Here is a 12,756-nt window from a genome sequence, read left to right as displayed (position 1 = left end):
CCCCGCTGCAGTGCCATTTGAGGAGCAAGCCGCATCAGAGGCTTCAGAGAGCGAGAAAGAAGCCTCAGAGAGCGACGCGGAGAAAGACGCAGGCTATTTTGGTCGAGAAGAAGAACCCGCGCCGACCGCAGAAGTAGACGCTGACTCGGTCACCCTTTTTGCAGAAGGCACCAGAACCGGTAACACTCCACCACCTCGGGCAGAAGCAACCCCAGGCATCCGCGCCATTGTTCCACCGCCGCCGGTGAAGCCGCTGGATTCGTGCCCGCGCGCCTTTTCCGAGTGCGCACCGCTGTACAACGATCCTGTGGCGGGCGATGCCGTTCCGATCCCAGCGGTCACGGCATCCGATTTCGTTTCGTTCCGCCCGAGTGCCGGCACCATCCTCATGGAGCCTGCTCGCGTCGCTGTTGTCGGGTTGGAGACGAACTTCTACACCGACGCACTCACGCACACCCGCGACGGCATCCTCCTTGAGCAGCCGGCCGGCGCACGTTTCACCCCGTACTCCTACCGCTGGGACTACGGCGATGGCCAGGGTGCCACCGTGAATGCGGCGGGGGCACCGTGGGCGCAGCAGCGACTGGGCGAATTCGATCGCACCACGACCAGCCACAGCTACGAACGGCGCGGCGAGTACACGGTGACCCTCACCGTCTACTACTCCATCGAGGCGCGGTACGCGAGTGAAACCGATTGGTGGCCGGTACGTGGCGCACTCGCCGTCGACTCCGATCCCATCACCCTCACCGCGGTGAGCGTCAAAACGGTGCTCGTCGCCGACGACTGCAACGCCAACCCGCAGGGCGTCGGCTGCCGCGCATCCTGAAACACCCCACCACGGGCAGCGCAGGTGCCATGCTGGGGGCATGGCCGTCACAGCTGAGACCCTCGACAAGCTCCGCCAGCGCACGAGCGAGAAGTGGCGCTCCCACCCCGACGACGTGCTGCCGCTGTTCGTCGCCGAGCTGGACTTCCCGCTCGCCGAGCCCATCGCCGAGGCCCTGCATGACGCGGTGAGAAGATCCGACACCGGGTACACGGCCGAGCGAACCGAACTGCCCGAAGCGTTCAGCGAGTTCGTGCTGCGGCGGTGGGGTTGGCGCGTCGACCCCGCGTTCGTGCGCACCACCGCCGACGTCAGCATGGGCATCGTCGAGGTGCTGCGCCGTGTCACCGAGCCCGGCGACACCGTCATCATCACCCCGCCCGTCTATGCGCCCTTCTACGAACTCATCGCAGAGGCAGGCGCACGGGTCGCCGAAGTTCCGCTGATGCTCCTCGACACAGGAGTCGGTACGGCAACAGAAGAGCCCGACGCCCGGTGGGAGCTCGACCTCGACGGCATCGATGACGCCTTCGCCGCCGGGGCGCGCGCCATGGTGCTGTGCAATCCGCACAACCCGCTCGGGCATCCGCACCCCCGCGGGCAGCTCGAGAAGCTCGCCGCGATCGCCGAGAAGCACGGCGCGACCATCATCGCCGACGAGATCCACGGCCCGCTCACCCACAGCGACGGCCACTACACGCCGTTCCTCACCATCTCGGATGCGGCGCGCGAATACGGCGTCGCCATAACATCCGCCAGCAAGGGCTGGAATCTTGCCGGCCTCAAATGTGCACTCATGGTCACTGCCTCGCCGCGCATGCGCGCCGTCGTCGATGGCATGCACCAGGAGGTGTTCTGGCGCACCAGCATCTTCGGCGTGCAGGCCGCGACGGCCGCCTTCCGCGACGCGGAACCCTGGCTCGACGGTGCCATCGCAAGCCTCGAAGCCAACCGCCGCCTGCTCACTTCCCTTCTGGCCGAGCGGATGCCCGAGGTCGGCTACCGTGAGCCTCGCGCCAGCTATCTGGCCTGGCTGGACCTGCGGGCCCTCGGCTGGGGCGACGACCCCAGCCGCCACATCCTCGAGAACGCCAAGGTGGCTCTCAGCTCGGGCCCCACATTTGGCGCACAGGGCACAGGATTCGCGCGATTGAACTTCGGATGTTCACCCGAAGTGCTAACAGAAGCGATCGACCGCATCGCGAACGCTAGGCTCGCCCGACCCTGAACGCGAGGAGCGAGAGACCGATGAGTACACCCCAGGCCACTGCCGCAGCCGAAACCTCAACACCGGAGCCGGCCATCCTGTTTCGGGTCGACGGCGGACTCGCCCGGGTGACCCTCAACCGGCCGAAGCAGCTGAACGCCATCAATGAGGAGGCCGCGCACCTGTGGCGTGACATTGCGGCGGAGATCGACCGGCGTGACGACATCCGCGCCGTGCTCTTCGACGCCGTCGGGCGCGCATTCTGCGCCGGGGGCGACGTCGCCTCGATGGTCGGCACCTCCGGCGAGGATGTGACCGCGCTGGCCGACGTGATCCACGAAGGCCACAGCATCCTGCGCGACACGCCAAAGCCGATCGTGGCAGCCGTGCACGGAACAGCCGTGGGTGGCGGGCTCGGGTTCATGCTCGTCGCCGACCACATCGTCGCCGCCGAGAGCGCCGTCTTCGGCTCCAAATATGCCGACATCGGGCTCACCCCCGACTGCGGCGTCAGCACGCTGCTGCCCGAGGCCATCGGCATGCGCCGCGCCCTGCAGCTGACCCTCAGTGACCGGATGCTCACAGCATCCGAAGCCGAAGCGTGGGGCCTCGTCACCGAGACGGTCACAGACGATGAGGTCGCCGCGCGGGCACAGGCCGTCGCACAGTACTGGCTTGACGGCGCAACGGCCGCTTACGGGCAGGCCAAACGGCTCCTGCGTCAGGCGCCCAAGCGCAGCTACCGCGAGTCGCTCGACGACGAGGCCCGCACGATCGGTGCGGCAATCGGCAGCCCGGATGCGCAGGCCCGCATCGCCGCGTTCGTCGCCCCTCGCACACGCTGAGTCAGGCCGGATAGGCAGCGCAACCGCCCCATCTCCGTGGACATCCCACAGAGTCCTGACAGAACTTTGGTGGACTCCCGCGCACGCGCCGAATTCGGCACCCCTACTATGAACAGGTACCGAATCATCCGTGTCTCATCCCGTCGCGCCGGCAACAGCGCGACACGAGGCCGCAGATCCCCGGAAAGGAGAGTCGCGTGTCGACCCTCACCCTGACCCTCGGCCGCCCGACGCTCGCCGACAAGCTCTTCTCGCGCAGCCTCACCACGGACATCGTGCTCGTGACCGCTGGTGCCGCCCTCACCGCCGTCGCCGCGCAGCTCGCCATCCCGCTGCAGCCCGTTCCGATCACCATGCAGACGCTCGCCGTGCTCCTCGTCGGCAGCACCCTCGGCGCCACCCGCGGCGCCCTGTCGATGGTGCTCTACGCCGTGCTCGGCCTCGTCGGCCTGCCCGTGTACAGCGACGCCACATCCGGCCCCGCGGTCCTGTTCGGATCGACCGGTGGGTACATCGTGGGCTTCATCTTCGCGGCGGCCCTCATCGGCTGGCTCGCCCAGCGCAACTGGGACAAGAAGTTCTTGGGCGCCGCGCTGTCCTTCCTCGGCGGCACCGTCGTCACCTTCGTGTTCGGCCTCGCTGGGCTCGCACTCGTCTCGGGTGCCGGGCTCGAGCAGGTGCTGCAGTGGGGCCTGTACCCGTTCATCCTCGGCGGTGTGATCAAGGCTGCCATCGCGGCGGCGATCATCCCGAGCACCTGGAAGCTCGCCAGCTGGCTGGAGACGCGCCGCAAGTAACAGCGGCCCCTGGACAACGCCGGCCCGGCACGGGAATATCTCCCGTGTCGGGCCGGTTCCTTTTTGGCGATAGGCTTATTGGACTGAGTCAAACAATGGCTCTTCTTCCACAGCATCCGCATCACACCAAGAGGTCAAGCATGCCCCGCGCTCCGAGAAACATCCTGCTCTCACTCGGCGGAATCACCGCCATCGCCCTGCTCGCCACCGCATGCTCCACGCCCGAAGCGGCCGGGACAGAGCCCACGGCCGGCGGCACTCTCGTGTACGCCTCAGGCGACGCCGAGCCCGTATGCCTCGACCCGCATGTCGGCGGCAACTACCCGCAGGCACTCATCTCCACCCAGTACCTCGAGTCGCTCGTCTCGAAGAACAAGGACGGCGAGGTCCTCCCCTGGCTCGCGACCGAGTGGGAGGAGAGCGAAGACGGCCTCAGCTGGGATTTCAGCATCCGCGATGACGTCAACTTCACGGATGGCACGCCTCTCAACGCCGAAGCGGTGAAGGCGAACATCGAGCACCTCAAGGACCCGGCGACCGCATCCTCGACCGGCTATCTCGCCGTCGGCAAGATCGACACGATGGATGTCGTCGACGAATTCACGCTGCGTCTGAACCTGAGCACACCCGACAGCGGCCTGCTCGACTCCTTCTCGCAGCCGTGGGTCGCGATCGAGTCGCCCACCGCTCTGCAGCGCAGCCAAGAGGAGAACTGCGCGAGCCCCGTCGGCACGGGCCCGTTCGTGGTCGACGAATGGGTGAAGCAGGATCACGTCACGCTCATTCGCAATGAGGAGTACAACAGCGCACCGCAGGATGCCGCGCACGACGGCACCGCCTGGCTCGACTCGATCAAGTGGCGCTTCATCCCCGACTCGGCCAGCCGCTACGCAGCCCTGCAGACCGGCGATGTCGACGTGATCGACAATGCGCAGCCTGACAGCATCGCCGCATCCGCCGCGGCTGACACGGGAATCACCGAGCTGAACGCCCCGCGGCCCGGAGCATCCAACCGCATCGAGCTGAACTCGGGCAAGGCACCATTCAACGACGAGCGTGTACGCGAGGCGTTCATCCGCTCCGCCGACGTCAACGACGGCATCCAGAGCCTGTTCTTCGGCACGGCCGAGCGCTCGTACTCGGTTCTGTCGAGCGTGGAGACCTATGGTCTCTCGGCGCCCGAGTACTTCGATGTTGATCTCGACGCCGCGAACACCCTCCTTGACGAGGCGGGATGGACGGAGCGCGACTCCGACGGCTACCGGGTGAAGGACGGCCAGCGCCTCTCGCTGGACTTCCCGATCAGCACCAACCAGTCGATTCCGGCCGAGCAGTCGCTGTTCGAGCAGATCCAGGCGACGACGAAGCTCGCCGGCTTCGAGGTCACCCTCCACCCGCTCGACCTCTCCAGCTGGTACGGGATGCTCTTCACCAACGACTACAACCTGGTGAGCGCGCCGTACACGAAGGTCGGCCCGGATGTGCTGCGCATCCTGTACCACTCCGATGCGATCGTTCCTGCGCCCAGTGGCTACTACGCGAACCTCGCCCAGCTGAGCGACCCCGAGCTGGATCGCCTTCTGACCGAGGCGAGCGAGGTCTCCGACCCGACACTTCGCGGCGAGCTGTACGACCAGGCGCAGGAGATCGTGCTCGGCGGCTACTACGTTCTGCCGCTCTACGACCAGCAGAACCACTACCTGTACGGGTCCGCCGTCAACGGCCTGCGTGCGCTGCCGACCGTGTTCACGCCGACGTTCTACGACACGTGGCTCAGCCGGTGACCCGTCGGCCGCGCGCCCAGTAGCCTGACGCCATGAAGGTGTTGGCCTGGCTGCTGGCGCGCGTGGGCGGCGGCGTCTTCGTGCTGTGGGCCGTCGCCACGCTGATCTTCTTCGGGCTGCGCATGATCCCCGGCGATCCGGCGCAGGCTCTGCTCGGCGGGCCCGGCTCGAATGCCTCGCAGGAGGCGCTCGACCAGGTGCGGCGCGACTACGGCCTCGACCAGCCTGTGATGGTGCAGTATCTCGTGATGCTGGGGCGCCTCGCGACAGGCCAGTTCGGCACCTCGTACTCGCTCAAGGTGGGCGTCGCCGAGCTGATCGGCGAACAGTTCTGGGGCACCCTCCTTCTCACGGTGCTGTCCCTTACGCTCGCCTGGTTGCTCGCGCTCGGTCTGGCCACCTGGGCGAGCCGTGGCGGACGAGCCGGGCGGATGGTCGGCTCCGGCATGGAGATCGTGGCTGCGGCGGTCCCCCACTTCTGGCTGGCCTCCCTGTTCATCCTGCTGTTCAGCACGACCCTGCACTGGTTGCCGCCGATCAGCGTGCCCGGCCCGCTCGGGCTGGTGCTCCCCGTGTTCACCCTCGCGATTCCGCTCGCGGGGTTCCTGGGTCAGGTCATGCGGGAATCACTTGCGGATGCTCTCGAGTCGCCGTTCGCGCTGTCGGCGCGAGCCCGTGGCGAGTCGGAGACGGGGGTGCGCTGGCGCCACGCCATCCGTCACGCCGCCCTTCCCGGCATCTCCCTCTCCGGCTGGGCCTTCGGCTCGCTGCTGAGCGGCGCCGTTGTGGTCGAGACGATCTTCGCCAGGCCGGGCCTCGGCCGCACCCTGCTGAACGCGGTCGCCCTCCGGGACATCCCCGTGGTGACGGGGGTGGCTCTCGTCTCAGCGCTCGCCTTCATCGTCGTCACGACGGCCACCGACGCCATCGACCGCATCGCCGACCCGCGACTGAGGGCATCATGAGCAGGATCGCCACGGGCGCGACGCCCGGTGTGGCCTCCGCCTCCATCGCCCGGCGTGCCGGCACCCCGACCATCGGCGAGATCGTCTCCGTCGTCATCCTGCTGTTCCTCGCGGTGGCCGCGATCATGCCGTCGCTGCTCGCCCCCGGCGACCCGCTCGCGATCAGTCCGGTGGAGGCGTTCCAGTCACCCTCGCTCCACCACATCTTCGGCACCGACGAATCGGGGCGCGATGTGTACACGCGTGTCGTGCACGGGGCGCAGTCGTCGCTGCTCATCGGCGTCAGCGCGACCGCCATCGGCATGGTGCTCGCCCTTCTGCTGGGCGTTCTCGGCGGCCTCGGCAACCGTGTCGTCGACTTCTCCGTGACCCGTGTGAACGAGGTGCTCTTCGCGCTGCCCGGGCTACTGCTCGCGCTCGTGTTCATCGCCATAACGGGCCCCGGCATCGTCACCTCCACCATCGCCGTCGGCCTCTCGACGGCGCCCGGCTATGCCCGCATCATCCGCAGCCAGATCAGGGCGGTGCGCGGCTCCGCCTATGTCGAGGCCGCGACGGTGCTCGGACGGAGCCCGGGCGCCATCCTGTTCCGTCACACCCTGCCCAATGCGGTGGCACCCGTCTTCGTGCTCGCAACCCTCGGCGTCGGCCAGTCGATCGTGTGGGCGTCATCGCTCAGCTATCTGGGCCTGGGAGCCGTGCCGCCCGCAGCCGAGTGGGGCGCCATGCTGTCGGCGGGGCGCACGTACATCAACGTCGCCTGGTGGATGACCGTGTTCCCCGGCCTGTTCATCGTGCTGACCGCCGCATCCGCCACCGCACTCGGCCGCAGCATCCAGGCCAGAACCCGTCAGGAGCAGCGATGACCACGCCACAACGGCCGCTGCTCAGCGTGCGCGGCCTGCGCGTCGGCTTCGGCCGAGGCCGGCACCACGGCGATGTCGTGCGCGATATCTCCTTCGACATCGCGCCCGGCGAATGCCTCGCGCTCGTCGGCGAGTCCGGCTCGGGCAAGAGCGTCACCGCAAGGGCGCTCATCGGGCTCGCGGGAGACGGCTCAGCCGTGAAGGCAGACAAGCTGGAATTCGAGGGGACGCAGCTGCTCGGTCGCAAGGCCGGCGCGTGGCGCTCCGTCAGGGGAAGCCGGATCGGTCTTGTGCTGCAGGATGCCCTCGTCTCGCTCGACCCTCTGCGGCCGATCGGCCGTGAGATCGGCGATGTGCTGCGGCTCCACACCGAGCTCGGCACTGAAGAGCGGCACGCGCGAGTCATCGAGCTGCTCGAATCGGTGGGCATGCCCGACCCGGAGGTGCGGGCGAGGCAACGCTCTGGTGAGCTCTCGGGCGGGCTGCGGCAGCGCGCCCTCATCGCCTCCGCCATCGCCGCGGGGCCGTCACTCATCATCGCCGACGAGCCGACGACGGCGCTCGACGTGACCGTGCAGGCGCAGGTTCTTGACCTTCTGGGCCGGCTGAAGGCATCCGGAACCGCACTACTGCTCATCAGCCACGACCTCGCCGTCGTCAGCAGCATCGCCGACCGGGTCGCGGTGATGCGCGCCGGGCAGATCGCCGAGCAGGGCCCGACCGAGCAGGTGCTGCGCCGACCGGAGCACCCGTACACGAAGCAGCTGCTGCGGTCGGTGCCGTCGGATGTTCCGCGCGGGCAGCGACTGTCCGTCGAGCCGCCGCGTGGTTCCGTGCTTGAGGCGCTCAAGGGTCGCGACGCCGAGGAGACGCCCGGCGCGCCCGATGCGCCCGCGCTTGAGGCTCGCGGGCTCGTCAAGGAGTTCCGCAGGCCCGGTGCTGACCCGCTGCGCGCCGTCGACGACGTCTCCTTCGTGCTGCCCGCCGGCACGACGCTCGGCCTCGTCGGCGAGTCCGGTTCAGGCAAGACCACGGTGGCCCGGCTCGCGCTCGGCCTCGAACATGCCGACGGCGGGGAGGTGCTGCTCGAGGGCGAGGCGTGGAGCGCGCTGCCCGAACGCGAGAGGCGGGCGCGACGCCACCGCATCGGGGCCATCTATCAGGATGCCCTCAGTTCGTTTGATCCCCGGCTCACCGTCGGCGAGATCCTGCGAGACGCGCTCGGCGTTCCTCGTCGCGGCGGCGCGGCATCCGCTCGCATCGCGGAACTGCTCGACGCGGTGGGCCTGGCCAGCGTCACCGCCGAGCGGCGGCCGTTGCACCTTTCTGGCGGCCAGCGGCAGCGGGTCGCGATCGCCCGGGCCCTCGCGCCCTCGCCGCGCGTGATCATCTGCGATGAGCCCGTCTCGGCGCTCGATGTGTCGGTTCAAGCGCAGGTGCTCGACCTGCTCAGCGAGGTGCAGTCATCCCTCGGCGTCGCCTATCTCTTCATCTCGCATGACCTCGGCGTCGTGCAGCACATGAGCGACTCGATCGCCGTGATGCGCGCAGGCCGTATCGTTGAGACGGGCACGGCGGAGCAGCTGTTCACCGCGGCCCGGCACGAGTACACGCAGCAGTTGATCGCCGCCGCGCCGCGCCTGTAGCAGCCGAATCAGGAGCCGACCGTGACGAAACCCGCACCCCAGCCGAGTGGCCCCGGACGCCCGCCGGCAGCCTCCCGCGACATCCTGCAGGACGCCGCATTCGAGCTTTTTCTCGAGAACGGTTACGCCGGAACGACGGTCGATCAGGTCGCGCGCAGGGCCGGGGTGAGCCGCAACACCTTCTTCAACTATTTCGACGCGAAGGGCGACGTGTTCTGGGTGGAACTCGATGAGGCGATCGAGCACTTCACGGCGACCCTGGCTGAGATGCCGGCGGATGCTTCGCCGCTCCGTTCGGTCGGAGACGCCCTCGTCTCCATCGGCGACGAGTTCGGCCCGTCCCGCGTACCGTTCGCTCTGACGCAGCATGACCTCATCGGCAGCGCCCACGACCTGCAGGCCTCTGCGCTGGGCCGATTCACGACGCTCGGGCGAGTGATCCGCGACTTCCTCGTGCGCGGCGGCGTGGGTGCGGCCGCCGCGCAGGCCGCCGCTTACGCCCTACTCGGTGCAGCAGTTGCGGCAACTCAGGTGTGGGCTGCGGCGGGCACGGGCAGGGGTGAGCTGGGGCCGTACCTTCGTGCGGCGGTCGGTCCCGTTGTGGCGGGGTTTGCGGGAGCAAGCCTGTCGCACTGAGGCGCATGGAGGGGCGGGTTGGCTACAGGCCCCAAGATACGTTGCCCATTCAAGTAACGGAGCCGCGCTACGCGCGACTCTATTCTCCGGCTCGTGCGACGTACTGGCTCAGAACTTCTGTCGACGTGTACGGCCCGTCCCCATCTCCATCCAACTGAGGTTCATCGAACCTCACCATGTAAACAAACTTATTTCGGCGCGAGGCCTGAGGCGTCAAATTCCGCGCACGCGCTACGGAGATAACCGTTGCAAGGCATTCGTTTGGCCATGGTCCGACGAAAACCGGATCTGGCAGGATCAACACCCGATCCCCGGGCGAAAGTGGGCGCTCGAAGCACTGACGAATGCGCATCTTCTGATTGTACGCAAGCGGGCGCATTTACAGTTTGTCCCTTCGTCTGTGAGAGTCGGGCCGCCGTCACGCAGCGTGATCGCCCTGCACCCGGGCGAAGCCTCGCCACGAGTGACCGAGCTCGCCAGAGCAGCTCAAGAACTTGCAGCCCTCAGCACAACCGCTCACGCAGCTCCCGCGACCGGCGGGTCGGGGACTTGCCGGCGGGCAACCAGCGGCCGCTTCCTCCGAGCCAAGGTGGTGCCTTGATCTGGGGTGAGCCTCGCGACATCCGAATCTCCCAGCCCGAAGTGTCGATGCTGCGGTGGTGAAACCAGCAGAGCAGCACGCCGTTGTCTGTATGAGTCGGGCCGCCGTCTGCGTCGGGGACGACATGGTGGATCTCCGCCCAGGCAGCGGGCACGCGGCAACCGGGGATGACGCATCCGCCGTCGCGCAGCGTGATCGCCCGGCGCTGGGCCGGGGTGAAGCACCGCTGCGGCGAACCGAGCTCAATGATGCGGCCGTCGCTATCGATCACCACGCGCTGCACACCGCCGGCGCAGGAGAACTGTTTGATCGTGCGGAGCGAAACAGGCGTGTCGATGCCGTCGATGTGGCCGACACCATGACCGCTGCGAAGTGACTCCGCATCGACGCTGACAAGCACCGTCGGGGCAGCGCCACCGATCGTGGGCGCCTCGCCCGACCGTGCAAAGGTGTCGACCATGGCTGCGACGACGTCGTGCCGCTGCTGATCGGGAGTGCGGGTGTCGGCCGGAGCATCAGCATCCGACTCAAGGGGCGCGTCGAGGAACACCCCGGCCGTGCGCGGCGAGAGGCACGCATCGAACAGGCGCGTGAATTTGGCCGCGATCTCAGGAAGCAACGAATAGGTGCCGTACACGAGGCCGTCGCGCTCGACGCCTCGCGAGAACGAGCGGCGCTTCATCGCGCGCTCCTCGCTGGGCTCGGCACCGTCGGGGTCAAGGTAACTGCCCCAGACCTTCGCCTGCTCCGCAATCTCATCGGCGGTCGCCGGGATGCCCTGCTCGACGGCGCCCTCTTCGACGTCACTGCGCTCGCATAGACCCAGCGCGGATGCCACAAGCTCGACCTCCGCCGCAGCGACAGCCCCATCGCCGACACGACGCACAACCGAGGACAGGCCGGAGACGATGGCCAGCGCCGAATCCATGCCCAGAACACCCTCCTCAACGGCCGCCGCGACCTGAGGGAACGACGCAGGCAGCACCTCACCGGTCAGCGACATCGCCGGGCGGAGCAGCGTGCCGAGTTTGATCCTGCGCGCGGCCGTCGCCCCAGCCACCAGCGTCACGCGACGGAGCATCTCCGCTGCGGTGCGGCATCCGCGTCGAGCTGCCAGAGAATCAGTACCCAGGCCGGATCGTGAGCGATGGGCGATCTCGCCCGCCACGGCGACACGGAGCGAATCCACGCGGCGCCCCATCTCCTCCACAAGTGCCGCCGAGGCAAGCAGATCGCCGTCTGCCATCGCCCGAAAATCGACATCGAGAGCCTCGACGCCATCCCCCTGAACACGCCCTCCGATGGAGGCGTGGAACCCCGGAATTACGGGGCGAGAGAGGGTTTCGAGCATGATGCAATTCTCTCACATTCGAACGTATGTTCGAAGTAAATGGAGGAATCTGTGGATAACTTCTCGGACGCGCAGCAGGTCCGCGACCGACCACATCCACACCCCGCAATTCACACCGCAGGCAACCCCGCCAGCACCGCCGCCTCCTTCTCGGGGTCAAGCCCGACGGCACGGCGATCGACCCGCTGCGGCGCAGTGCCACCCCGCGACTGCAGCCAACGCCAGGTGTCCGACACCGTCTCCGACAGGGGGCGGATGCTGAGGCCAGCCGTCACCGCCCTGCTCACGTCCGCGCGATGCATGGTGTCGTGGTCCTCGCCGGGCGGAATCCAGACGGGCAGCTCCATCCACGGTTCGATGCCTGCCGCGAGAACGGTCTCGGCGTCGACCCACCGAAGCGTCGCATCCGACCCCGTTGCCTCTACGCACGCCCGCAACAGCTCACCCATCGTCGCGGCACCCTCGGGGCTCACGATATTGAACGCGCCACCCTCACCGGCCGCCGCCGCATCGAGGCACCACGCGGCGAGGTCACGAGCATCGACATACTGAACCCCCGCATCCGGTTCGCCGGGTGCAAGCACCGCGCCGCCCCGAGCAATGCGGGAGAGCCACCACGGCAGCCGACCGATATTCTCCCTCGGCCCGAGGATGAGCCCAGCCCTGGCAAGAATCGCGCGGTCACCGAACGCTTCGATCACCGCCAACTCCGCACCACGCTTGGCGCGCGCATAGTCATCCGCGCTGTCATCGCTGCCGGGTGCCACCAGCGCAGCAGACTCGTCCGCTGCCGCCGGCGTCGGCCACTCGTAGACGGAGCGAGTCGAGATGTAGACGTAGCGCTCGACGCGGTCAGCAAGCAGCCCCGCCGATTCACGCACGGCGCGCGGCTCCCATGACCAGGTGTCGACCGCGACATCCCAGCGCGCGCTGCCGAGAACGTCGCGCAGTTCGGCGGAACCCGGCGATCTCCTGTCGGCCCGCAGCATCCGCGCACCGGGCGTCACCTCAGACAGGCCGCGGTTGACCACCGTCACCTCCCAGCCCCTCGCAAGACCATCCTCGACAACAGCACGGCCCACGAAGTCGCCGCCGCCCAACACCAGTAGCCTCATCGCCACACTCTCCGCTCTCGCCGAGGCCACCGTCTCCGGCACACCCGAGCATCGCAACCATCCTGCAGCGTCCAGCAAAGCACCACTCCACCATCAGACCAACGGAGTTCGCTT

11 protein-coding genes are annotated in these 12,756 nt (G+C 67.9%); 9 read left to right on the top strand and 2 right to left on the bottom strand.

Annotated elements, in window-relative coordinates; all coding sequences use genetic code 11:
• The first annotated feature begins 307 nt into the window (after positions 1–307).
• The 9 genes from FB562_RS04125 to FB562_RS04085 all read left to right on the top strand — a co-directional run bounded on the left by FB562_RS04125 (position 308) and on the right by FB562_RS04085 (position 9,575).
• Positions 308–829: a PKD domain-containing protein gene (locus FB562_RS04125; RefSeq protein WP_141879987.1), complete on the top strand. Its 522-nt coding sequence runs from the start codon at positions 308–310 to the stop codon at positions 827–829.
• A gap of 40 nt (positions 830–869) precedes the next feature.
• The gene (locus tag FB562_RS04120) at positions 870–2,057 is read left to right on the top strand and encodes a MalY/PatB family protein (RefSeq protein WP_141879986.1); all 1,188 of its coding nucleotides are present in this window, start codon (positions 870–872) and stop codon (positions 2,055–2,057) included.
• A gap of 20 nt (positions 2,058–2,077) precedes the next feature.
• Positions 2,078–2,881 (top strand): enoyl-CoA hydratase/isomerase family protein, encoded by an 804-nt coding sequence (locus tag FB562_RS04115; protein WP_141879985.1) that lies wholly within the window; start codon positions 2,078–2,080, stop codon positions 2,879–2,881.
• 197 nt (positions 2,882–3,078) lie between these two features.
• Positions 3,079–3,678: a biotin transporter BioY gene (locus FB562_RS04110; protein WP_141879984.1), complete on the top strand. Its 600-nt coding sequence runs from the start codon at positions 3,079–3,081 to the stop codon at positions 3,676–3,678.
• Between the two features lie 140 nt (positions 3,679–3,818).
• Positions 3,819–5,462 carry an ABC transporter substrate-binding protein gene (locus FB562_RS04105; protein WP_141879983.1) on the top strand — a complete coding sequence of 548 codons (1,644 nt, stop codon included), beginning with the start codon at positions 3,819–3,821 and terminating at the stop codon, positions 5,460–5,462.
• 32 nt (positions 5,463–5,494) lie between these two features.
• The gene (locus FB562_RS04100; protein WP_141879982.1) at positions 5,495–6,427 is read left to right on the top strand and encodes an ABC transporter permease; all 933 of its coding nucleotides are present in this window, start codon (positions 5,495–5,497) and stop codon (positions 6,425–6,427) included.
• Positions 6,424–7,293 carry an ABC transporter permease gene (locus FB562_RS04095; protein WP_141879981.1) on the top strand — a complete coding sequence of 290 codons (870 nt, stop codon included), beginning with the start codon at positions 6,424–6,426 and terminating at the stop codon, positions 7,291–7,293. The genes FB562_RS04100 and FB562_RS04095 overlap by 4 nt, the downstream gene beginning before the upstream one ends.
• Entirely contained in the window at positions 7,290–8,939 is a 1,650-nt protein-coding gene (locus FB562_RS04090) for a dipeptide ABC transporter ATP-binding protein (RefSeq protein ID WP_141879980.1), read from the top strand. Before FB562_RS04095 ends, FB562_RS04090 begins: the two co-directional genes overlap by 4 nt.
• 21 nt (positions 8,940–8,960) lie before the next feature.
• Positions 8,961–9,575 carry a TetR/AcrR family transcriptional regulator gene (locus tag FB562_RS04085; protein ID WP_141879979.1) on the top strand — a complete coding sequence of 205 codons (615 nt, stop codon included), beginning with the start codon at positions 8,961–8,963 and terminating at the stop codon, positions 9,573–9,575.
• A gap of 503 nt (positions 9,576–10,078) precedes the next feature.
• Here FB562_RS04085 and FB562_RS04080 read toward each other — a convergent pair.
• Both FB562_RS04080 and FB562_RS04075 read right to left on the bottom strand, forming a co-directional pair.
• Positions 10,079–11,527, bottom strand: a complete 1,449-nt coding sequence (locus FB562_RS04080; RefSeq protein WP_141879978.1) for an HNH endonuclease signature motif containing protein — start codon at positions 11,525–11,527, stop codon at positions 10,079–10,081.
• Between the two features lie 110 nt (positions 11,528–11,637).
• Positions 11,638–12,642: an NAD-dependent epimerase/dehydratase family protein gene (locus FB562_RS04075; RefSeq protein WP_141879977.1), complete on the bottom strand. Its 1,005-nt coding sequence runs from the start codon at positions 12,640–12,642 to the stop codon at positions 11,638–11,640.
• Between the last annotated feature and the right edge of the window lie 114 nt (positions 12,643–12,756).

Source organism: Homoserinimonas aerilata, assembly GCF_006716125.1.
Classification (GTDB): domain Bacteria; phylum Actinomycetota; class Actinomycetes; order Actinomycetales; family Microbacteriaceae; genus Homoserinimonas; species Homoserinimonas aerilata.
The sequence above is the reverse complement of the archived record's forward strand: the minus strand, read 5'-3'. Positions and strand labels throughout refer to the sequence as shown.